This window comes from Microbacterium zouquanmingi, assembly GCF_052266695.1.
GTDB lineage: Bacteria > Actinomycetota > Actinomycetes > Actinomycetales > Microbacteriaceae > Microbacterium.
The window spans coordinates 107129-127303 of record NZ_JBQPQZ010000003.1; the positions used below are offsets into that span (position 1 = coordinate 107129).

Genomic DNA, 20175 nt, shown 5'->3' on the forward strand with positions numbered 1-20175 from the left:
GTGGCGGCGCGCAGCTACGGCCAGTACTGCGGGATCACGACGGCCGTGGAACTGATCGGGGAGCGATGGGCGATGCTCATCGTCCGTGATCTGCTCGTGGGGCCGAGGCGTTACACCGATCTCAAAAAGGGCCTCCCGCGCATCCCCACGAACATCCTCTCCACGCGGCTGAGGGAGCTGCAGGAGGGCGGCGTCGTGCGCAGAGTTCCGCTGAAGAACTGCGGGCTCGTCTACGAACTCACCCCCTACGGGCAGGCTCTCGAGCCAATCATGCTCGCGATCGGACGCTGGGGCTTCCCAGCCATGGGAAACCCTTCGGCAGGCGACGTCGTCACTCCCGATTCGCTCACCATGGCACTGCGAACGGCGTTCCGATCTGAGGCGGCGACGGATGCCGACTACGAATTGCACGTCGGCGAGGTCGCGTTGCGCGCGCAGGTGCGCGACGGGATGCTGTCCGTCGCGCAGATCACGCCATCCGCGCCGCCCGTCGGTGGGCGTGCAACGGACGGCGAAGCGGATGCCGTGCTCGTCGCCGGCCCCGGCATCCGCCGCCTGATCGGCGGTGAGATCACGCCTGCTGAAGCGATCGCCCACGATATCGTCGCGGTCGTCCGGGGCGAGGAGTCGTTCCTGGACTCGTTCGCCTCGACATTCCACATCGCGTCATTCGAGTTGCAAGGAGCCGAATCATGACCGGCCGCATCATCATCGATCTGTTCACCACGCTCGACGGCGTCGCCCAGGCGCCAGGTGGCCCGGAGGAGGACACCGCAGACGACTTCCCCTTCGGCGGCTGGCAGGCCGGAGTGCCTGATGATGCCGTCGGCAAGTGGGTCATGGACGGCATGTCCACGCTCGACGCGCTGCTGCTCGGCCGTCGCACGTACGACATCTTCGCGTCGTACTGGCCACACCACATGACCGGTTCTGAGGGACCGATCGGGCAGTTGTTCGATCGGGTGCCGAAGTACGTCGCCTCTCGCGACGCCGACATCGCGCTCGAATGGCAGGGCAGCTCGCGCGTCGGCGGCGACCTTCCGGCTGAGATCACACGGCTGCGCTCGCAGCATGAGGATGTCCACGTGATCGGCAGCGTCGGCCTGGTGCAGACTCTGCTCACCGAGCAGTTGTTCGACGAGCTGCAACTCTGGGTTTACCCGGTCGTTCTCGGCCGGGGCAAGAAAGTGTTCCCCGACGGGGCCGCCGCTGCGAATCTCAGGCTGCTCGGCGCCGAGGCGGGTGAAAGCGGCGCGGTGAGCCTGCGCTACGCGCCCGGGCCCGGTCCGGTGCGCACCGGAGTGATGGGGGAGTGACCCGGCGGGCCCGCGACCGACGCTCCCGCCGGTCGCTGCGCGAACGAAGCGAGACGACTCCGCCGTAGATTCCACGAGGTGTTGAGCGCGGATGCGGTCACCCCTGGACACGGATATTCGGGGTGTCTCATAACTAACGTCGAGCACCTCGAAACCGGTGATCAGTCCCAGACGCCTCGTGTCTCTAGGGCTTTGAGACACTTATTCGCTTGCTCACGTTCGAGCCGGTCGCGCCGAAGTCTCCGACAGTTGTCTTCCAATGGCCTGGTGACCTGGACGCGTTCATCGGTGAAGACACACCTCACCCAGCGGACTCGATGATCTTCGAGGCGGGGAGGCGTCCGGCATCGAGATTGCGGGAGTTGGCGCGGCGTGGGGCCCGATCTGTCGCAGTTCGGTGGCCAGCGGAAGACTAGCTAGCCTGCGTCATCTCACGACGCCAGACTGGGAAGGATGAACAACATTGTCAAGGTGATCGTTGCGGGTTCGGAGGACTGGCAGCTCGTGCGGTCGGCTTTCGGTTCGCGAGGAACGCGGCCGACGTCCTGCTGGTGTCAGCGATTCATCGGGGCGCCGCCCGACGGCGACAAGGAGAGCGCACTCCGCCACCAGATACACGAGAACAAGCCACCATTCGGGCTCGTCGCCCTCATCGACGACGATCCCGTCGGGTGGTCCCGGGTCTCTCGACGACTAGACTTGCCGGGCGTCCGCGCCAACACCGCGTTGCGGAGGGTCCTCCCCCCGGACCCCTTCGCATGGTGGGTTGCATGCTTCACAGTCCAGGCTGCCTTCCGCCATCGGGGGGTCGGGAGAGCGCTGCTTTCCGGAGCGATCGAGCACGCGCGCGTGAACGGCGCGTCCGCTCTGGAAGGGCATCCGGTAGACGTCCAGCGGTTGTCAGCCAGCAAAGTGAGTGGAGCGGCCCTTTTCACCGGAACCTTGGCAACGTTTCAAGACGCGGGCTTCTCAGAAATAGGCCGGACGTTCCCGAGTCGACCTGTGATGAGGTTGAGCTTCGAAGAGCAACCTGGCTCCGCGGAATAGAGCCTTGATTCACCGATGCCCTTCAAGCACCCTCCGGCCGGGGTATCTGCGGTTTCGCTGACCCGAACTCATGTCGGCGACGGGGCTGGTTCCCGATGCGCAGCTCGTGTCTCGTAACCTCCCTGTCTCGTAACGCATGGGTTGCGGGACATCTGCCGTCGCCTCGCCGCCGCATGTATAGCGCTTGTTCATGAGATCAGCAACCGTCTGCCAGCGAGTCTGTGACGCCTCGTGCGCGGCAGGGTCTGGAATGCGGAACGGCTGCGCCGCATTGGCTTTCTGCAGCGACGACCACGATGAGGCCCGTCAAGCCGTGGTGCTGATCACCGAAGACATCTTCGGCACTGAGCGCGACTCGTACTCAACCACGAGCTCTATACGCTAGCCGCTCGCGAGGCGTCTTATCGCGAGCTCACCAGCATATGGATGGCGCGGAGCCGCGACGCCCTCGAGCGGCACTTCGATCCGCTGACGACGGGGATGCTGGACTCCTTGATCGAGGGGTGACCATTCTTCGCGCGTGCTGTTCGTCGGCGAGATGCCATAAGCGGCCGTGCTGCGTCAAGGGCCAGGTTTTAACCCCGAAAGACACATACGTTGAGTCGGCATGGACAGTTTCATTTTCCTCTGCTTCGCGATCGCATACATCGCCCTGCTCGTCTGGGGTGTTGCTCTGCTGTTCAAACGGCGCAGGGCGACCGCTTCTGATTTGGCTCTGCTCGTCGTGCTCGGCCTCGTCTACGACAACACCGTGATCGGACTCGGTGCCATCATCGGTGAAGGTGCCGCGCTCGAAGTGCTGAACTCGGCGCGGTACTGGTTGCACGCGCTCCTCACGCCACTGCTGGTTCTTGTCGCCTGGCATGTGCTGAGACGCACCGGCCTCCGTTGGGCGCGCACCGTTTGGGCCGCCGTAGTGGCGCTCGGGGTAACGGCGGCACTCGTGATTTACGAGGCCATCGTCGGCCCGCTGCAGATGTGGCTCGTGGCCGATCGTGAATATGGGGCACTCAGCTACAACAACGAGAATGCCCCGGATGGGCCCCCGATCATGGTTCTCATCGTCGCCCTCGCTCTGCTGCTCGCGGGCACATTCGCATGGGTGCGCACGCGCTGGCCGTGGCTGACCGTCGTGACGGTGATCATGGTGGCGGGTAGCTCCATCACATTGCCAGTTCCCAGTACTGCGATCGTCAACGCCTTCGAGCTGATTTTGCTCATCGGCATCGTGGCGACGATCGCGTTCCAAGACCGGACCTCGGCTCGCCGCATGCCCGAGTCCCGGTATCCGGATCGTTGATCTACATGCGTTGTGGGATGGGCGCCTGCTGGTTGAATATGGAGGTCTACGCCCAATTCCTCTGTCTTCGTGGGCATCGCTCGCGTAGGGTGCGAGCATGGCCGGTTCACCTCAGACCTCTGACCGTGTGAGACAAGTCATCGTCTTCGTTCTTGCGCTCGTGGCGATCGCTGGTGCCTTCTTCGGTTCCGGCGCGCTTGGCGGTACACCGATTCAAGACGCGGCCGGCGGCGCGCTTGCATCTGATTCGACGCTGATCGCGCCGGCGGGTCCGGCATTCAGTGTCTGGTCGGTCATCTACCTCGGGCTGATGGCATATGCCGTGTGGCAGTTGTTCCCCAGCCAGGCGGCGCGAGCGGTGCACCGTCGCGTCGGGTACCTCATCGCTCTGTCTATGCTGCTCAACGCCGCATGGATCGGAGTCATACAGCTCGGCCAGGTCGGATTGTCCGTGCTCGTCATTTTCGTCCTACTCACCGTGCTCGGCGTCACGTTCAGTCTGTTGCTGCGCACGCCCCGGAATGCTGATTCGAAGGCGGCAGTCGTCGTCGAGTCCATCGTTCTTGACGGCACGGTCGGGTTGTATTTGGGGTGGGTGACGATCGCGACCGCTGCGAACGTGGCTGCGTGGTTGACTGCCCTTGGGTTCCGTGGCTTCGGTATCGACCCTGACGCCTGGGGTGTGGGTGTCGTTGTCGTCGCTGCACTGTGTGGCGTGGCCACGGCGATCTCGGGGCGCGGACGCTTGACGCCGGCGATCGCTTTGGCATGGGGACTGTGCTGGGTTGCTGTCGCCAGAATCACTGACGAACCTGCGTCTCAACTGGTCGGGATCGCGGCTGTTGTTGCGGCGTGCGTCGTTGTCGTCGCAGCGGTTGTGTACCGCGTCGTCGCTCAGCACGCTGATAGCCGCTCTGCCGTGGCGTAAGCCGCGGTCTCCACTCGATACTCGCGCCGTCAAGCAGCCGGCTACGGTTGCAGACCTGCGATCGCGGGTTTGAATCCCAGGCGAGGGTTTTCGCAGCATCCTGGACGACACACGTCGAACCACGGCCCGATGGCGGTCGTGTTCGCGCGCTGTCCGGTGGGACGACCAGAGATCCTCTCCTGTACGAGGTCCACGAGCGCGTCTATGAAGTCTGGCTGCGTGCCCGGCGTCGGGGTTCGTGTGAACCACAGGCCCAGGCGAGCCGCCGTTTCGCGAGCTTCGGTATCGAGATCCCACATGACTTCCATGTGGTCGCTCACGAAACCGAGCGGGACGATCAGCACGGCGGTGCGTTCTTCGAGCGCTTCGAGCGCATCGTTGATGTCAGGCTCGAGCCAGGGCTGCGATGGCGGGCCGGAACGCGACTGGTAGACGAGTTGCCATGAGATCCCGGGCGCAGCCTCAGCGACGACGTGCGCTGCGACAGCGAGCTGCTGTGCGGCGTAGCCGCCCCCTTCGACGTCGGTGAACAGACCCGCACCGGATCGCGCGGCATCGTCGATCGGGATGCTGTGCGTGGAGAACAGCACCTCGATGGCCGACCGGTCGTGGCCCGCCTGCATCGCCGCGGCGACACCACTCTGCACCCCGTCGATGAATGGCTGGATGAAACCGGGATGCGAGAAGAACTGACGGACCTTGTCGATCTGAAGCGTCGTCTGCAGACCGCTCGCTTCGAGGGCATCGGCCCAATCCTCGCGGTATTGGCGGCACGACGAGTACGAGGAGTATGCGCTCGTCGGAATCGCGATCATCGTGCGGATGCCATCCTTCGCGGCCTGCTCGAGTGCCTCATCGAGATACGGCGCCCAGTTGCGGTTGCCCCAGTACACGGGAATGTCGAGACCTGCCTGTGTGAGCGCGGCCTGCAGAGCACGCTTGAGGTCACGGTTCTGCTCGTTGATGGGGCTGACACCGCCGAACGCACGATAGTGATGCGCGACCTCCTCGAGCCGTTCGTCCGGGATCCCCCGCCCGCGCGTGACGTTTCTGAGGAAAGGCAGCACGTCCTCCTGCCCTTCGGGACCGCCGAAGCCCGACAGCAGCACGGCGTCGTAACTCATCGGCTGTGTGGCGTGTTCGGGTCCGCTCCGTGTCGCCTCTGTCGCTCCGGGAACGACCGCCCCCTCTTCCAAATGCGCGCTGGAAGCGGTGGGCGGCTTTGTGTCGCGCCGGGGTGATCGATCGGGTGCGGTGCTCATCGTGATGAATCCTCCGATTCACTGGTAGTTCTCTGTTCCGAAGGCTGGTTTGTCGCAGGGGCGATCTTCTCCCAGTCGGCGATCGGTCCGTCGATCACGACGAAGCTCGGATGCGGGTCGGGGAAGGTGAGAGTGTGCCAGTGTGCCCAGGCGTCCGGACTGCGAAGTTGCAGCTTGCTGCGAAGGTGCGCCCATTCGTAGACGAGCTGACCGTCATTGAGCGTCAGTCGTTCCGCCGCCCCGGTGACGCGGATCTTCTCTCTCGCGAAGTGATACCCGCGCGCATCTGCCTCGTCGACAATTGCGCTGAGATAGTCCCCGATCGCGGCTCGAGGGTCGTCCGTGTGCTGGAACCGTCGCAGCTGGGGATGGTGGGAGTATCCCCTGCCGGGTTCAGTGATCACTGCTTGGGCGAGGAGCCCCTCGCGCCAGCATGCCGTGAGGGCCTGGCGGTCGAAGTAGCGAGGATGCATCGACCACAGTCTCATTGCGCCTTCTCGGTCGAGCGCTCAGCTTCGCGAAGGATACTGGCGGCCATTCCGGGGAAGATGATGCCGTGGAACGGCAGCAGCACCGCCCAGTACAACCGCCCGGACAGCCCCTTGGGGAAATAGACCGCGCGCTGGCGGTAGCGGCTTCCCGTCTCGGTCGGCTCGACGCTCAGCTCGAGCCACGCGCGGCCAGGCAGCCGCATCTCGGCCCGCAGCCGCAGCATGCGTCCGCGTTCGATGGATTCCACGCGCCACACGTCGATGACGTCGCCGCTGTTCACCCGGGACGGGTGTCGTCGTCCGCGACTCATGCCGACGCCGCCGACCAGTCGATCGATCCACCCGCGCGCGGCCCATGCCAGAGGGAAGGAATGCCACCCCTTCTCTCCGCCGATCGCTTCGATCACGTCCCATACAGCGTTGGTGGATGCGGTGCTCTCCCGCTCGCGCAGATCGATGAAGACGGTATGACCTGACCACTCCGGGTCGCTCGGGAGCGGATCGCTGGGCGCGCCGGCCACCGTGGCACTCTGCCAACTCGTCTCGACCTGTCCTTCAGCCTCACGCGTGAGCGCCAGACGCACGGCGGTGCGATACGGCAGCAGGCCTTCCGCCGGCGGCGGGATGTATCCGTCGATGTCCTGCTCGCGCACGACGCAGTCGTTCTGGAGGGACGCGATGATCGGCACCGCGAGTTGGCGTGGAACAGGGCTGACGAGGCTCACCCATTGTGAGGCCAACCATGGGGTGAGTACGGGAAGTGCCGCAATGTGTCGTTGCGGAAGCCCAGCCTCGACGGCATATCCGTTCATCATCTGTCCGTAGCGCAGGATGTCCGGACCGCCGATGTCGAAAGTGCGATTGAGCTCTTCCTGCACCGTGACGGCGTGCACCAGATAACGCAGTACATCGCGAACGGCGATGGGTTGCACGCGGTTGCGTACCCAGCGCGGCGCGGGCATGTACGGCAGCACCTCGGTGAGGTGGCGGATCATCTCGAACGACGCCGAGCCGGATCCGATCACGATGCCCGCTTGGAACACGATGGCCGGCACCGGACAGTCCAGGAAGACCTGTCCGACAGCGGCGCGCGAAGCCAGATGTTCCGACAGCTCGGCGCCGTCCGGATGCAGCCCACCGAGGTAGACGATGCGTTCCACTTTCGCGGCCTCGGCTGAGTGGGTGAAGGTGCGCGCTGCCTCCTCCTCGGAGCGCATGAAGTCATGACCTGCGCTCATCGAGTGCACCAGGTAGAACGCGACGTCCACGCCGTTCATCGCACGGCGGGTTGCGACAGCATTCGACAGATCACCCTTGAAGACGCGCACGCGGTTGCGCCAGGGCACATCATGGAGCTTCCACGGAGAGCGGACGTACACGCTCACTTCGTGCCCTGCCTCGAGCAGCTGGGGCACGAGACGGCCGCCGATGTAGCCCGTCGCGCCGGTCACGAGCACGCGTGTCATGAGAAAAGCCCTTCCGCCACACAGAGGATCAGCAGCAAGGTGACCACGAAACCCACCGCATAGTTGATCACCAGGAACCGGCGCCACGCGCGGTTGGCGGTTCCCGAGCGTGCGTCGTCGACGTTCAGATACGGGGCGACGCTGATGATGTACGGCAGCGCGGCGATCGCGGCGAGGTTCGCGGGCCACGGGGTGAAGAGCATGAGGATGCCGGCCACGGCCCAGAGCGCGACCGCGATCTTGACCGTCGCCGCAGCGCCGAAAACAGTGGCGATCGATCCGATACCCGCATCCCGGTCGGGCGCGATATCTTGCACGGCACCGAACGCGTGGCTGGCCATGCCCCAGCAGAAGAACGCGACCATGGTCAAGACGATCGCCGGGGTGATGGTCGTTCCCGCGAGAGCGAGCGCATAGAGCGCCGGCGTGACGAAATGGGTGCTCGAGGTGATCGAGTCGAGCACCGGGATCTCTTTGAAACGGAGTCCGCGCACGGAGTACGCGAGCACTGCGAACAGGCTCACGGCGAGGACGGCCCATGACAACGGTCGCTGTGCACCGAGGATGACGAGCGCGACCACGAACGGCACCGCCAGCACCGCAGCCGACACGAGCGTCGCTCGGTGCAGCCGGGGCGGGAGCTTTGCACCCTCGGCACCGCCCTTGCGGGGGTTGGCGAGGTCGGACTCGTAGTCGAACACATCGTTCACGCCATACATCGCCAGGTTGTACGGCACGAGGAAGAAGATCGTCCCGACCACCAACGACACATCGATGCGCCCCGTCGTCAGTACGTAGACCGCGGCAAACGGGTACGCGGTGTTGATCCAGCTCAGCGGCCGCGATGCGACGAAAAGGGTGCGGATCAGAGACGTGCGCTCAGCCATCGCTGTGTCCTCTCGTCTCGCGGGGGCCATTCAGCAGCTGCCAGACGCCAGAAAGCAGCAACGCACCGGCGAGGGGGTACAGGAAGTCCTCCACCGGCATGAGTCCGAGCCGGAGTCCGGAGATCTGCTCGGTGCCGTAGTCGAAGAATCCGGCTGCCATCATCACGTTGTCGAACACCGCCGTGAGAATGAGCAGGGCCACCGTCGCCGCCGCCCACGATGAGATGTAGCGTCGCGCGGTGTCACGCCGACGCGCGTGGACGGCGCCGATGGCGAAAACGATGAGACCGATTCCGAGGAAGGGCAGCGACATGAGCAGATATGTCATCGTGGGTTCACGTTCTCCCGCCAGCGTTGCCAACCGCTCAGAAGAATGAGCGTGAGATAGGTGAGGAAGACCAGGAAGAGCAACTCCTCGATGGGAAACTCCGGCGCGAGCAGGACGCCGCTGGCCCACCGCGAGTCGAGGTGCCGGAACACTCCGAGGCCGATGCCCACGGCATCCCATGCGGCGAAGAACACGACGCCGACGATGAGGGCGACCATGCTCGCCACCGCCCGGCGTCGAAAGACCAACGCAAAACGCATGTCGAGCAGCACGAGACATGCGGTGCTGACGAGCAGGCATGCCGCGTAGACGCCACTCATGACTCCTCCAAGGGCCCGGGTGAGTGGTCTCCTCGCAGGTGTTTCAGCACCAGTTCCGCGCTGATGAGACACATGGGCAGGCCAACACCCGGCACTGAGGTTGCGCCGGCGTAGAAGAGACCATCGATGCGGCGGGACTTCGTGACCCCACGGAAGAAGGCGCTCTGGCGCAACGTATGTGCGGGGCCGAGCGCGCTGCCGCGGAAGGTGTTGAACTGCGCGGCGAAGTCCGCAGGCCCCACGGTGCGTCGCACGACGATGCGGGAGGCGAGATCGGGGATGCCCGCCCAGGCGGCGACCTGCTCGATCGCGCTGTCCGCCACGGCGTTCACGAGCTCGTCGCCCGACCTGTCGAGCCCGCCGTGTCCGATGTTCGTATCGGGTGGCAGCGGAACGAGCACGAACAGGTTCTCATGGCCGTCCGGGGCGACGCCGTCATCGGTCGCGCTCGGCTTGCAGACATAGAGCGATGGCGCCTCCGGGATGCGCGTCGGAGACCCGAAGATCGCATCGAAATTCTCGTGCCAGTCGTTGGAGAAGAACAGGGTGTGGTGCAGCAATTGCGGCAGCTCACCCTGCACGCCGAGCATGATGAGCACGGCGCTCGGTCCGGAGATCTGCTTGTCCCACCGGTTCGGCGCATATGAACGGTCGGACTTCTCGAGCAGCTCTGCCTCGGTGTGGTGCTCGTCGATCGCCGAGACGACGACATCCGCATCGAGTTCGACCACCTTGCCGTCGCGGTTGTACTTGACCGAGCGCACCGCGCCGTTTTCGCTCGAGATGGCGATGACATCGCTGTCGGTGAGAAGTTCGACGTTGTTCTCTCGTGCGACGTCGACCAGCGAGGTCACGAACCTGCGGAAGCCGCCGACGGGGTACTTCACGCCGTCGACCAGGTCCATGTGGCTCATCAGATGGTAAAGAGCGGGCGCGTCGAACGGCGACGTGCCGAGGAAGACGGCGGGGTAGCCAAGGATCTGACGAAGACGATTGTCCGCGAAGCGGCTCGCGACGAACGTCCAGAGCGACCGTGTCAGCAAGGGAAGAACCGCAGGGGCGGAGGTGAGAACCCGCAGTGATGCGAAATCACGCCAGGACGAGAACGGGTTGTAGAGGAAGGACCTTACTGCCGCGCGATACGTCTTGGTCGAGGATCGGAGGTAGGTGCGGGCTCGGTCGCCGGCCCCGCTCTCGCGCGCTTCGAAGGCTTCAGCGACGGCTTCCGCACCGGAACGCACATCAATCGGATTCTCGGGCGTCTTGCCCACTGGCTCGCCATAGACCCGGTATCCGGGTTGCAACGGCACCAGGTCGAGCTGTTCGGCGGTCGTCGTGCCCATCATGCGGTAGAAGTGGTCGAAGACCTCGGGCATCAGGTACCAGGAGGGCCCGGTGTCGAAGGTGAACCCGTCCTGCTCCCAAGACCCTGCCCTGCCGCCGAGTTCACTGTTCTTCTCCAGAACGGTGACTTGGTGTCCGTCGCGAGCGAGCAGGCATGCGGTTGCAAGCCCGCTGACACCTCCGCCGATGACGATGACGCGCGATGCCTTCACCGGGCCACCTTCATTCCGAGCGCACGGGCGAGGATTCGTGCCTTGACGGGATTCGGCACTCGTACGCGGGTGTGTGTCAGGACAGAGACCGGTGCTGCTTCGATGCGATCCGTCAGTTCACCGAAAATCGCGCGCGCAGCCCATACGGATGCCCGGCATCCCGGAGCAAGAAGTGGAATCGATCGGTCGGCGACCCGAAGGTCTTCCCGAATGGATGCGACGATGTCTGCCTTCGAGCGCTCCGTCAGTGCCTTCTCCGTACCCGGGAAATACGCGCGGCCAAGGTCATCATGATCATCGGCGAAATCTCGAAGGAAGTTCACCTTCTGAAACGCCGCTCCGAGGTGCCGAGCGCCATCGTTCAATCGCTCACGCTCCCCGTTCTCACGAATCACTCCGGATTCGAAGACGGCCAAACACATCAGGCCAACCACCTCGGCGGAGCCGTAGATGTACTCGTTGAGCTCCTGCGCGTCGAACGACGTGACCTCAAGATCTCGTCTCATCGATGCGAAGAACGGCTGACACAGGTCCATGCCGATCCCATGTTCGCGCCCTGTCAAAGCGAACGCGTGCACGACCAGGTTCGTGCTGAAGCCCAGCCGAAGAGCTCGCTCTGTTTCTGCTTCGAGCTCGTCGAGCAGCACTCCTCGCGTCGCCCTGTCGATTCCGGCGATCTCGGCTGGCCCGTCGACCAGCTCGTCTGCGATGCGTACGAGTGCGTAGATGCGGGCGATGTGGTCTCGCACGGGAACGTCGAGCAGGCGGCTGGCCCACCCGAATGATGTCGAGTACCGACGGATGACGACGGCTGCACTTGCTTTCGCTGTCGCGTTGTAAAGGTCAAGATCAGTGGTGTTCATGAGTTTCGCGAGTTGCAGGCGGTGGTCAAAGTGGTCAGCTGGTCTCGCAGCGCTGCGGGCAGAGTCGCTTCTTCGATCAGCTGGTTGACGGTAGCGCAGCGTTCGGTGATGAGTGATTCCACGAACATAAGTGCTCCCGATTCCTCGATGACGCGTCGCAGGCGATGACCGTCAGCGATGCTGAGCGCATCGTCTCCGAAGAGGGACTCGACCTCGTTCCAGGCGGGGTCAGAGCGGGCGTAGTCGATCAGGAGAGTTTCCTTCCCTTCGCGCAGGTCGCTGAGTACGGACTTTCCCGTGTCTCGCTCATCGCCGAACAAGCCGAGAACATCATCGCGCAGCTGGTAGATGACGCCGATCTGGCGAGCGATGACTGTGAGTTCTTCTATCAGTCTCGTCGTAGCGCCGGCAAGAACCGCGGCGAGCACGAGGGGAGCTTGGAAGGAGTAGGCGGCCGTTTTCTGGTCGATCATCGCCAGGACATCGTGCGAGTCCGCCGGCTCGAGATGCATGCTGAGCCACACGTCGGAGTGCTCTCCGGCCGCGCTCTCAAAGACGGTGGCATCGAAGATGTCGAGAACCGCCTGTCGTTGGTCTTCCGGGATCTCGAGTCGGGCGAGGAGGGAATGAGCCAGGGTGAGGATGAGATCGCCCGCGAGAAGCGATGATGCCTCCCCCCACGCGTGCGCGTCGCGTCTGGCCGCGCCTCGCAGCATCGCTTCCGATGCGAATCGCCCCGATATATTCATCTCGCCACGACGCATCAGATCTTTGTCGATCACATCGTCGTGAATCACGAGTGCGATGTGGAGTAGTTCGACCGCGCATGCAGCATCGACGGCCACGCGCTCATCGATGCCGCCGAGGGCCTGATATGCGTCCATCAGCACGCGTGGGCGGATCTTCTTTCCGCGTCTCGCCATCCGCTCCAACGATTCCCACAGCTGCGTGTACGGAACGGAGAACGAAAGCGAACGTTCCCTCCTTTGCGCCAGTACTTCCATCAGCCTCGTCTCGAACGTGAGCGCGACGTCGTCGAGTCGTGACGCCGAGTCAGACATCTCTACCCGACTCGATGGTGAGATTTGCCAAGGAGGAGAGAAGCTCAGGCAAATGCTCGATGAGCCACGGGCTGAAAGCCCAGGGCGCAGCTTTCGTCGCCGTCGACAGTGCTGACACGCTGGTCCACTGGATCTCGGCGACCTCATCCGGGTTCGGAGCCAGCGGCGACGCGGCCTTCGCGATGAAGACCGGGCAATGCTCGTTCTCTTCGATTCCTGACGCGTCACGCGCGACGTATCCGAAATCGGGAAGCGCGCAGGCGATGCTGTCGACAGTGAGCCCGAGTTCGAAAGCCGCCCGACGGCGCACCGCATCCTCGAAGGTCTCGCCCGGACCCGGGTGGCCACAAAACGCATTCGTCCACACGCCGGGCCATGTCCTCTTCTCGAGTGCGCGCCTGGTTACGAGAAGTCGACCCTCGGAATCGATGACGTGGCAGGAGAACGCAAGGTGGCGAGGTGTGGTGACACCGTGCACGCTCTCTTTGCTCTGCACGCCCACAGGCGAACCCTCGCTGTCGACGAGAACAACCATCTCCACTGCGTGACCTCATTTCGTTAGCTTGGCGAGAGTTCAACGTAGCATACGAAAGAGTATGCTGTCATCGTGTCCGAAGCAGAACGAAGAGCCCCGTCGAGAACGGACGTACGCTATTTCGCGAATGATTCCGACCTCATCGATCGCGCTGAACTGTCCGATGAGGACGTAGACCAATGCGTTCGCGTGATGGAAGCGTTGCGGGAATGGCACGAGGCAGCGCGAACACTTTCCGAAGCATCCAAGCGCTATATGAAGCTCAACGAAAGCGATATGCGTACTATCCGCATGCTCATACGCGCCCAGCAGCAGCAGCAGATCGTGACGCCGAAAGACATCGCCCGCGAGGTCGGGATCTCCAGCGCATCCACGACGAAGCTGGTCGACCGCCTCCTTGCCGGTGGGCACGTCGTTCGTGTTCCGCATCCGAGCGACCGCAGAACGACCTGTATCGAAGTCACCGCGCACACAAGACTTGCCGCGCACGAAACCATCGGCCGCCAGCACGCCCGAAGATTCACCGCGGCCGCATCCATGAGCCGAGAAGATCGTGACGCAGTGATCCGCTTTCTCGGAGCCCTGGTCGATGCTGACACGCCCCAGGGCGTGCTCGACGAGTTCTCGAGCACGGCGGAGTAACAAGATAAAGCTCGCACTCACGGTGCATGTCCAAGAGTCGCGCCTCGAAGGAGCGGCACAAATGCAACTACGAAGCCAGCACCTGCCGCGCCAAGGCCCCCAGCAGCCATGTCGGCGATCGTGTCTTCGTATCCCACGAAGATCTCATCGCTGATGTAGGTGTAACCGAGCCACTCGATCATCTCCCAGACGGCGCTCAACGCCAGCCCCAACATTGTCGTGATCAGAACGGTGGCGATCACTGCCCATCGGGGAGCAACCGGGACCGTGACCACCTCAGCACGACGCAAAAACACATACGACACCGTTGCCAATGCCGCGGTACATGCGAAATGCACGAGCAGATCCCACCCCACGATGCGGGTATACAGGTCGAAGACATTGCTCCATGCGGCGACGAGCAGCGTTGCGCCGAAAGTAATGTCCACCCAGGCTCGGACGCCGACGAAACGTGGGATGAGCAGCCCTGGTAAAGCGAAGGCGAGTAGGCCCGCATCCGTCAGGTCGAACCAGACTGCTGCGATGATGACGCTGAGGGCGCCCACTCCCCGAACCGCATCCGCACACGCCTCGGCGACGGTCTGTGGTCGACGCAGGAAGTTCTCGATCATGGCCTCTGAGTCGCTAACCGGTACCACCTCGATGGCGGGAAATCATGCGGCCAATGCACAAGGACAGTCCGAAAGCCGCGGTACATGCGGCGACGGAACGAGATTACGCTGCGGAATGGTCGCATGGAGATACCCATCGGCTCACCACCCAGACGGCCGACTGGATGATGTTCTCCGAGATGAAACGACAGGTCAAGATCGTCGTGCAGCTCTGGATCATGGCGGTGCACCGCCGAGCGGATCGCGTGCCAGGCTTCTCGTCGCATGGCAAAGTTCGAGCCGAACAACGGACGATGCCCCAAGGCGGGCGCTGCAGCGAGGACGTAAGCGAGCAGGTAAATTCGCGACAACACTGCACGCAGCGGGCGCGGTCCGTCGATGAAGTACGCGCCTCCGGTGAAAGCCGCCACGTCAGGGTGATCTGCGAATGCCGCCTCAACATGCTCAACCCACGACGTCGGTGGTACACAGTCGGCGTCCAGCCGGAGGATCAGGTCGCCCGCCGATAGATCGTATCCGCGCGAACTCGCTGCGGGGATGCCCGGTTCCGAACACTCAATCACCGTCACTCCCGCCGCGATGGCCACCTTCGCCGACGCATCTGACGATGCGTTGTTCACCACGATGATCTCGTCAGCGAGTCGCGTTTGTAACCGAAGGGCAGACAAGCACCTCGCCAGCTCGACGGCGTCGTTTTTGACAGGGATGACCACCGTGATTTGGACTCGCTCTGGCGACTCGATGTGCGTGTCAGGCGTCAACATCCCCTCGCCATGCGCCCGTCTCACGCCCCCGGCTTTCGACGCGCGTCGATGAGTCGGTGAGCTTATGGAACGTAACCGCTCCCGCATGATGCGTCTCTCCGCCAGTGCTGACCCAGGCGACCCGCTCATCAGGATGCTGTTCGGTGATCTCCGCTTCGAGCTCCCGATCAGCTCCGTCGACGTCGAAGGTCTCGATGATCTGCACCATGGCCGGCTCCTCGCTGATCGATTGAATCTGGCTTCCATTCACCACAGATTCTGGAGATCTCCACAGGGGGTTGACTGTTCCAACGCGGCGTGCGCTGAGGACGGTTCGAACTCAATGTGCGTCAGGGGTATGGGATAACTTTCGGCATCTGAATCGTTGTCTGGGACGATCCGCTCGACACATCGAGGACATGGCCGCCGAGCGAGAGCACAAGATCCGTTCGGAGCTCATTCGCGAAGCGCTGGCGATGTACGCCGCGTGAGTTGATGAGATCCGAGACAGCCGCCGCTGCGCTACGAGAAGATCATCGGCATGTCGTCGTCTTCTTCGGCGCCGCCGAAGTCGAGGTCGACGACGACCGGGACGTGGTCGCTGGGCTGTTCACCCTTGCGCTCGTTGCGATGAATGGATGCTCCGGTGACGGCATCGGCCAGGGCGCGCGAGCCGAGCACGAAGTCGATGCGCACGCCCTCGTTGCGGGGGAACTTCAGGCGCTGGTAGTCCCAGTAGGTGAAGCCCTCCGGGATCAGCGGCCGCACGACATCGGTCACACCGGCATCCTGGAAGGCGAAGAACGCGGCGCGCTCTTCGGGCGAGACGTGCGTGGAGACTCCTTCGACGATATCGGGATCGCCGTTGTCGGAGTCGAACGGAATGATGTTGAAGTCGCCGACCAGGGCCAGTGGCAGATCGGGCTTCGACTGAAGCTCGGCGGCCGTGGCCTGACGCAGCTCATCGAGCCAGTGCAGCTTGTATCGGTAGTGCGGGTCATCAAGTGAGCGACCGTTGGGAACGTAGAGGCTCCACACCTTCACGCCCTCGATCATCGCGCCCAGCGCGCGTGCTTCGAGCGGAGCATCCGGCCCCTCATGCCCCTTTGCGAAGCCCGGCATCCCGGCAAAAGACGTCTCGACGTCGGTGATCGGCAGGCGGCTCGCGATCGCGACGCCGTTCCACTGATTCAGGCCGTGCGCCTCGACGTGGTACCCGGCTTCTTCGAACGGTGCGTAGGGGAACTGCTCCGGCTTGCACTTGATCTCCTGCAGCGCGAGCACGTCGATGTCTTCACGGACGGCGAAGTCGACGGCGCGGCCGACGCGGGTGCGGATCGAGTTGATGTTCCAGGTGGCCAGACGCATGCTTCCAGCCTACGGGTGGGTGGGGACAGACGGAGTCGGCATCAGCGCTCCGACGGGTCGGCCCTCCCCATGAGCACGCCCCGCGCGAGCGTGTGGAAATGACGATTGAAGCCGAGCGTCGCTGGTGTGGCCTCGTCGTCGATGTCGAGAGTGGGCACGTCGAGCGCGTCGACCACGAAGAAATAGCGGTGGATTCCGGTGCCAGCAGGCGGAGCGGCACCGATGAAACGCTTGAGTCGTTCCTCGTTCGGCAGGACGCGCGCGCCGGGCGGCAACGCCGCAGCCGTGCCTTCGCCGCTCGCGAGCGTCGAAGTGTCAGCAGGCAGGTCGAAAGCCGCCCAGTGCCAGAATCCAGATCCGGTCGGAGCATCCGGATCGAAGCACGAGACCGCGAAGCTCTTCGTCCCCGCGGGGGCCTGCGACCACTGCAGTCCGGGGGAGCGGTCCTCGCCGCCGCGATCGGTCGACCAGGCGAACAGCGGGAGCGGGCCACCGCCCTCGAAGTCCGGACTCGTCAGTTCGAGAGGTGCGAACTCGCGGAGCGCGGCCAATTCGGCATAGGGGTCGAAAGAGAACACGGGCCTCCCTGCATTGCGGATCTCCCGTCACGATAGGCGAAATGCGCAGGCGTGGCCAGGGCCGGAGCGCCATACACTGGATGCCGTGACTCTCGAAGCCGACCGCCAGTCCCTGCTCGCCCTGATCAAGGATGAGGCGGTGTTCCACGGTGACTTCACGCTCTCGAGCGGCAAGAAGGCGACGTACTACGTCGATATGCGAAAGCTCACCCTCGATCACCGGGCGGCCCCCGCGATCGGCCGCATCATGCTCGACCTGATCGATGGCCTCGGCGCCGTCTCGGTCGGCGGTCTCACACTCGGCGCTGACCCGATCGCCAACTCGGTCATGCACGCCTCTGTCGCAGCTGATAAGCCGGTGGATGCCTTCGTCGTCCGCAAGGAGCCCAAGGACCACGGCCGCGGCCGTCAGGTCGAGGGCGCGGATGTCGCCGGCAAGCGCGTCGTCGTTCTCGAAGACACCTCGACCACCGGGCAGTCCGCGCTGAAGGCCGTCGAAGTGCTGCGCCGTGAGGGCGCGGAAGTCGTTGCCGTCGCCGTGATCGTCGACCGCAAGACCGGAGCCCAGGCCGCGATCGAAGCCGAGGGCCTGCAGTGGCTGGCCGCCTTCGACCTTGACGACCTCGGCCTCGATCCGCAGTGATCCGGTACGCGCTGGCCGTCGATGTCGGCGGCACCAAGATGGAGGCCGCCCTCGTCTCTGCTGACGGCCAGGTCGCAGCCGGGAGCCGCAGCCGTCGGGCGACCGGGCGCGAATCGACGCCGTCCTCCCTCGACGCGGCAGTGAGTGCCGTTGTCACACACGCGCTTGCCGCACTGCCCCCTGATGCTGAGCTGATCGGCGCGGGTATCGGCAGCGCAGGGCCAGTCGATCGCCATGCCGGAAGAATCTTCCCGGTGAACATGCCGCTCGCGCATGGCTACGCACTGGCGGATGCTGTGCGCGCCGCGGCATCCGATGTTCTCGGTCGTGACGTGCGCACCGTGTTCGGTCATGACGGTGGTGCGCTCGCGCTCGCCGAATCCTGGCTCGGCGCGACGCGCGAGGCGCGCGCATCACTGTCGATCGTCGTCTCGACCGGCGTCGGTGGCGGGTTCGTCGTCGCAGGACAGTACATGCCCGGCGCGAGTGGAAACGCCGGCCACCTCGGACAGATGCGTCGCGAGGGTGGGCTGACTCTCGAAGAGATCGCGTCGGGGCCGGCGAGTGCCGCCTGGGCGCGGTCGCAGGGTTGGGCAGGGTCTACCGGTGAAGATCTCGCACGTTCTGCGGCTGACGGCGACCAGGTCGCGCGGGCGGCCATCGAACGCTCAGCCCGCGAGGTGGGTCAGGCGCTGGCGGATGCCGCGACCCTCCTCGATCTCGACCTCATCGCGGTAGGTGGCGGGTTCTCCCGGGTCTCCGATGACTACATCGATCTCGTGCAGCAGGCACTCGCGGCATCCGCGGCGCACGACTATTCGCGCGCCGCACGCGTGGTGCGCTCCGGGCTCGGCGATGAGGGGCCGCTGATCGGGGCCGCGGCGTTCGTCCTGCGGTAGCGGTGGGCCGGGGCGCCGCGCCCGGCCCGATCTGGCGTGCCTGACCCGACTCGACAGTTAGGGGGCCGACACGCCAGATGTCGGTCGATTCGCCGCAAACGGTCCGACATCTGGCGTGTCGGCCCCCAGAGTGTCGGGCCGCGAACGTCGTAGGCTCGACGGATGCGCGTACTCGGCCTGCTCTCCGGCACCTCTCATGACGGAATCGACGTCGCTGTCGTCGAATTCACCGAATCGGACGGCGATCTGCACGGAACTGTCCTGCATGAAGACAGCGTCCCGTACGCACCGGAGCTGCGCGCACGACTTGTGGCAGCCCTTCCGCCAACGCCGACGACTCTTGCCGAGGTGTGTGAACTCGACACCCTGATCGGGCAGGCCTTCGCCGACGTCGCGCGGGATGCCGCGGCATCCGTGGGCGGTATCGATGCGGTCTGCACTCACGGCCAGACCGTCTACCACTGGGTCGAAGATGATCATGCACGGGGAACGCTGCAGATCGGGCAGCCGGCATGGATCGCCGAGGCCGTCGGCGCGCCGGTCGTCTCGGATGTGCGCATCCGCGATATCACCGCCGGAGGCCACGGCGCCCCGCTCGTGTCGTTCCTCGACGAGCTGCTCCTGCGTGGTCGGGGCGGTGTCTCGGCGGCACTGAATCTCGGCGGAATCGCGAACATCACGATCGTCGGCGACGCTGTCTCGGCGTTTGACGTGGGTCCGGCGAACGCACTGGTGGATGCTGTGATCACCAAGTACGGCCTCAATCCTCTCGGCTATGACGAGGACGCCAAGATCGCCCGTGCGGGAAACGTCGACCCAGAACTGCTGGAGCGGTTGCTCGCCGACCCGTACTACTCACTGGCCGCACCGAAGAGCACGGGCAAGGAGCACTTCCACCTCGAGTATGTGCGTCAACACGTCGATTCGCTCGGTCGCGACATCCCGATCGCCGATCTGGTGCGGACGCTGACGGAGCTGACGGTGCAGACCGTCGCTGCGGATGTGCGTGCCGCCGGGGTGGAGTTCCTGGCCGTCTCGGGCGGTGGATGCCACAATCCGCTCATCATGGGCGGCCTCCGCTCGGCGCTGCCCTACACCGAGGTCGTGCTCGCCGATGTGCTCGGTGCTTCGACGGATGCGAAGGAGGCGATCCTGTTCGCCTTGATCGGCTGGTGCACGATGCATGGCATTCCCGCGGTGATGCCGGGGGTGACCGGTGCGCGCGCCCCCCGCATCCTCGGCACGATCACGCCCGGTGCAGGACCGCTTCGGATGCCTGAGCCTGTCGCCCAGCTGCGTGGACTGGTGCTCTCGGCGAGCTGAGCCGACCG

Annotated in this window: 24 protein-coding genes; 9 read left to right on the forward strand and 15 right to left on the reverse strand. The window is 64.4% G+C overall.

What is annotated here, in order from left to right; genetic code table 11:
• The 5 genes from ACTU6U_RS07490 to ACTU6U_RS07510 all read left to right on the forward strand — a co-directional run bounded on the left by ACTU6U_RS07490 (position 1) and on the right by ACTU6U_RS07510 (position 4591).
• Entirely contained in the window at positions 1-696 is a 696-nt protein-coding gene (locus ACTU6U_RS07490; RefSeq protein WP_443468499.1) for a winged helix-turn-helix transcriptional regulator, read from the forward strand.
• Entirely contained in the window at positions 693-1316 is a 624-nt protein-coding gene (locus ACTU6U_RS07495; RefSeq protein WP_443468500.1) for a dihydrofolate reductase family protein, read from the forward strand. Before ACTU6U_RS07490 ends, ACTU6U_RS07495 begins: the two co-directional genes overlap by 4 nt.
• A 453-nt stretch (positions 1317-1769) precedes the next feature.
• Positions 1770-2363, forward strand: coding sequence for a GNAT family N-acetyltransferase (locus tag ACTU6U_RS07500; protein ID WP_443468501.1), 594 nt, complete (start codon positions 1770-1772; stop codon positions 2361-2363).
• 607 nt (positions 2364-2970) lie between these two features.
• Complete coding sequence (locus ACTU6U_RS07505) at positions 2971-3663, forward strand: hypothetical protein (RefSeq protein ID WP_443468502.1); 693 nt, start codon at positions 2971-2973, stop codon at positions 3661-3663.
• A gap of 97 nt (positions 3664-3760) precedes the next feature.
• Positions 3761-4591, forward strand: coding sequence for a TspO/MBR family protein (locus ACTU6U_RS07510; protein ID WP_443468503.1), 831 nt, complete (start codon positions 3761-3763; stop codon positions 4589-4591).
• A 41-nt stretch (positions 4592-4632) separates the two neighbouring features.
• On the opposite strand, the gene ACTU6U_RS07515 is transcribed toward ACTU6U_RS07510, so the two are convergent.
• From ACTU6U_RS07515 to idi, 10 genes are all read right to left on the reverse strand, one after another.
• Positions 4633-5715: a ferrochelatase gene (locus ACTU6U_RS07515; RefSeq protein ID WP_443468504.1), complete on the reverse strand. Its 1083-nt coding sequence runs from the start codon at positions 5713-5715 to the stop codon at positions 4633-4635.
• Between the two features lie 134 nt (positions 5716-5849).
• Positions 5850-6341, reverse strand: a complete 492-nt coding sequence (locus ACTU6U_RS07520) for a pyrimidine dimer DNA glycosylase/endonuclease V (RefSeq protein WP_443468505.1) — start codon at positions 6339-6341, stop codon at positions 5850-5852.
• Positions 6338-7810 carry an SDR family oxidoreductase gene (locus tag ACTU6U_RS07525; protein ID WP_443468506.1) on the reverse strand — a complete coding sequence of 491 codons (1473 nt, stop codon included), beginning with the start codon at positions 7808-7810 and terminating at the stop codon, positions 6338-6340. The genes ACTU6U_RS07520 and ACTU6U_RS07525 overlap by 4 nt, the downstream gene beginning before the upstream one ends.
• Positions 7807-8697: a prenyltransferase gene (locus ACTU6U_RS07530; protein WP_443468507.1), complete on the reverse strand. Its 891-nt coding sequence runs from the start codon at positions 8695-8697 to the stop codon at positions 7807-7809. The genes ACTU6U_RS07525 and ACTU6U_RS07530 overlap by 4 nt, the downstream gene beginning before the upstream one ends.
• The gene (locus ACTU6U_RS07535; protein ID WP_443468508.1) at positions 8690-9025 is read right to left on the reverse strand and encodes a lycopene cyclase domain-containing protein; all 336 of its coding nucleotides are present in this window, start codon (positions 9023-9025) and stop codon (positions 8690-8692) included. Before ACTU6U_RS07535 ends, ACTU6U_RS07530 begins: the two co-directional genes overlap by 8 nt.
• Entirely contained in the window at positions 9022-9345 is a 324-nt protein-coding gene (locus ACTU6U_RS07540; protein WP_443468509.1) for a lycopene cyclase domain-containing protein, read from the reverse strand. The genes ACTU6U_RS07535 and ACTU6U_RS07540 overlap by 4 nt, the downstream gene beginning before the upstream one ends.
• Positions 9342-10901 carry a phytoene desaturase family protein gene (gene crtI, locus ACTU6U_RS07545; RefSeq protein WP_443468510.1) on the reverse strand — a complete coding sequence of 520 codons (1560 nt, stop codon included), beginning with the start codon at positions 10899-10901 and terminating at the stop codon, positions 9342-9344. The genes ACTU6U_RS07540 and crtI overlap by 4 nt, the downstream gene beginning before the upstream one ends.
• Positions 10898-11764 carry a phytoene/squalene synthase family protein gene (locus ACTU6U_RS07550; RefSeq protein ID WP_443468511.1) on the reverse strand — a complete coding sequence of 289 codons (867 nt, stop codon included), beginning with the start codon at positions 11762-11764 and terminating at the stop codon, positions 10898-10900. The genes crtI and ACTU6U_RS07550 overlap by 4 nt, the downstream gene beginning before the upstream one ends.
• Complete coding sequence (locus ACTU6U_RS07555; RefSeq protein WP_443468512.1) at positions 11761-12825, reverse strand: polyprenyl synthetase family protein; 1065 nt, start codon at positions 12823-12825, stop codon at positions 11761-11763. The genes ACTU6U_RS07550 and ACTU6U_RS07555 overlap by 4 nt, the downstream gene beginning before the upstream one ends.
• A complete protein-coding gene (idi, locus tag ACTU6U_RS07560; protein ID WP_443468854.1) occupies positions 12818-13360 on the reverse strand; it encodes an isopentenyl-diphosphate Delta-isomerase in 543 nt (180 codons plus the stop codon). Before idi ends, ACTU6U_RS07555 begins: the two co-directional genes overlap by 8 nt.
• A gap of 276 nt (positions 13361-13636) precedes the next feature.
• On the opposite strand from idi, the gene ACTU6U_RS07565 reads away from it, so the two are divergent.
• A complete protein-coding gene (locus ACTU6U_RS07565) occupies positions 13637-14002 on the forward strand; it encodes a MarR family winged helix-turn-helix transcriptional regulator (protein ID WP_443468513.1) in 366 nt (121 codons plus the stop codon).
• Between the two features lie 17 nt (positions 14003-14019).
• On the opposite strand, the gene ACTU6U_RS07570 is transcribed toward ACTU6U_RS07565, so the two are convergent.
• The 5 genes from ACTU6U_RS07570 to ACTU6U_RS07590 all read right to left on the reverse strand — a co-directional run bounded on the left by ACTU6U_RS07570 (position 14020) and on the right by ACTU6U_RS07590 (position 17302).
• A complete protein-coding gene (locus ACTU6U_RS07570; protein WP_443468514.1) occupies positions 14020-14613 on the reverse strand; it encodes a DUF2238 domain-containing protein in 594 nt (197 codons plus the stop codon).
• Positions 14610-15377 carry a glycosyltransferase family 2 protein gene (locus tag ACTU6U_RS07575; RefSeq protein ID WP_443468515.1) on the reverse strand — a complete coding sequence of 256 codons (768 nt, stop codon included), beginning with the start codon at positions 15375-15377 and terminating at the stop codon, positions 14610-14612. Before ACTU6U_RS07575 ends, ACTU6U_RS07570 begins: the two co-directional genes overlap by 4 nt.
• A complete protein-coding gene (locus tag ACTU6U_RS07580; protein WP_443468855.1) occupies positions 15364-15651 on the reverse strand; it encodes an SRPBCC family protein in 288 nt (95 codons plus the stop codon). Before ACTU6U_RS07580 ends, ACTU6U_RS07575 begins: the two co-directional genes overlap by 14 nt.
• Positions 15652-15878: 227 nt before the next feature.
• Positions 15879-16724 (reverse strand): exodeoxyribonuclease III, encoded by an 846-nt coding sequence (locus tag ACTU6U_RS07585; protein ID WP_443468516.1) that lies wholly within the window; start codon positions 16722-16724, stop codon positions 15879-15881.
• A gap of 41 nt (positions 16725-16765) precedes the next feature.
• Positions 16766-17302, reverse strand: coding sequence for a YbhB/YbcL family Raf kinase inhibitor-like protein (locus tag ACTU6U_RS07590; RefSeq protein ID WP_443468517.1), 537 nt, complete (start codon positions 17300-17302; stop codon positions 16766-16768).
• An 85-nt stretch (positions 17303-17387) separates the two neighbouring features.
• Here ACTU6U_RS07590 and pyrE point away from each other — a divergent pair, with 85 nt between their 5' ends.
• From pyrE to ACTU6U_RS07605, 3 genes are all read left to right on the forward strand, one after another.
• Positions 17388-17945 carry an orotate phosphoribosyltransferase gene (pyrE, locus tag ACTU6U_RS07595; protein ID WP_443468518.1) on the forward strand — a complete coding sequence of 186 codons (558 nt, stop codon included), beginning with the start codon at positions 17388-17390 and terminating at the stop codon, positions 17943-17945.
• Entirely contained in the window at positions 17942-18844 is a 903-nt protein-coding gene (locus ACTU6U_RS07600) for an ROK family protein (RefSeq protein ID WP_443468519.1), read from the forward strand. The genes pyrE and ACTU6U_RS07600 overlap by 4 nt, the downstream gene beginning before the upstream one ends.
• Before the next feature lie 162 nt (positions 18845-19006).
• Positions 19007-20167, forward strand: a complete 1161-nt coding sequence (locus ACTU6U_RS07605; protein ID WP_443468520.1) for an anhydro-N-acetylmuramic acid kinase — start codon at positions 19007-19009, stop codon at positions 20165-20167.
• Positions 20168-20175: the final 8 nt, after the last annotated feature.

Excerpts from the sequence above, each read along its gene's own strand:
- ACTU6U_RS07500 (WP_443468501.1), top strand. The coding sequence starts at position 1,770 with ATGAACAACATTGTCAAGGTGATCGTTGCGGGTTCGGAGGACTGGCAG.
- ACTU6U_RS07555 (WP_443468512.1), bottom strand. The coding sequence starts at position 12,825 with ATGTCTGACTCGGCGTCACGACTCGACGACGTCGCGCTCACGTTCGAG.
- ACTU6U_RS07605 (WP_443468520.1), top strand. The coding sequence starts at position 19,007 with ATGCGCGTACTCGGCCTGCTCTCCGGCACCTCTCATGACGGAATCGAC.
- ACTU6U_RS07495 (WP_443468500.1), top strand. The coding sequence starts at position 693 with ATGACCGGCCGCATCATCATCGATCTGTTCACCACGCTCGACGGCGTC.
- ACTU6U_RS07510 (WP_443468503.1), top strand. The coding sequence starts at position 3,761 with ATGGCCGGTTCACCTCAGACCTCTGACCGTGTGAGACAAGTCATCGTC.
- ACTU6U_RS07505 (WP_443468502.1), top strand. The coding sequence starts at position 2,971 with ATGGACAGTTTCATTTTCCTCTGCTTCGCGATCGCATACATCGCCCTG.
- ACTU6U_RS07520 (WP_443468505.1), bottom strand. The coding sequence starts at position 6,341 with ATGAGACTGTGGTCGATGCATCCTCGCTACTTCGACCGCCAGGCCCTC.
- ACTU6U_RS07585 (WP_443468516.1), bottom strand. The coding sequence starts at position 16,724 with ATGCGTCTGGCCACCTGGAACATCAACTCGATCCGCACCCGCGTCGGC.
- ACTU6U_RS07550 (WP_443468511.1), bottom strand. The coding sequence starts at position 11,764 with ATGAACACCACTGATCTTGACCTTTACAACGCGACAGCGAAAGCAAGT.
- ACTU6U_RS07575 (WP_443468515.1), bottom strand. The coding sequence starts at position 15,377 with ATGTTGACGCCTGACACGCACATCGAGTCGCCAGAGCGAGTCCAAATC.
- ACTU6U_RS07525 (WP_443468506.1), bottom strand. The coding sequence starts at position 7,810 with ATGACACGCGTGCTCGTGACCGGCGCGACGGGCTACATCGGCGGCCGT.
- ACTU6U_RS07530 (WP_443468507.1), bottom strand. The coding sequence starts at position 8,697 with ATGGCTGAGCGCACGTCTCTGATCCGCACCCTTTTCGTCGCATCGCGG.
- ACTU6U_RS07570 (WP_443468514.1), bottom strand. The coding sequence starts at position 14,613 with ATGATCGAGAACTTCCTGCGTCGACCACAGACCGTCGCCGAGGCGTGT.
- ACTU6U_RS07540 (WP_443468509.1), bottom strand. The coding sequence starts at position 9,345 with ATGAGTGGCGTCTACGCGGCATGCCTGCTCGTCAGCACCGCATGTCTC.
- ACTU6U_RS07565 (WP_443468513.1), top strand. The coding sequence starts at position 13,637 with ATGCGTACTATCCGCATGCTCATACGCGCCCAGCAGCAGCAGCAGATC.
- ACTU6U_RS07535 (WP_443468508.1), bottom strand. The coding sequence starts at position 9,025 with ATGACATATCTGCTCATGTCGCTGCCCTTCCTCGGAATCGGTCTCATC.
- idi (WP_443468854.1), bottom strand. The coding sequence starts at position 13,360 with ATGGTTGTTCTCGTCGACAGCGAGGGTTCGCCTGTGGGCGTGCAGAGC.
- ACTU6U_RS07515 (WP_443468504.1), bottom strand. The coding sequence starts at position 5,715 with ATGAGTTACGACGCCGTGCTGCTGTCGGGCTTCGGCGGTCCCGAAGGG.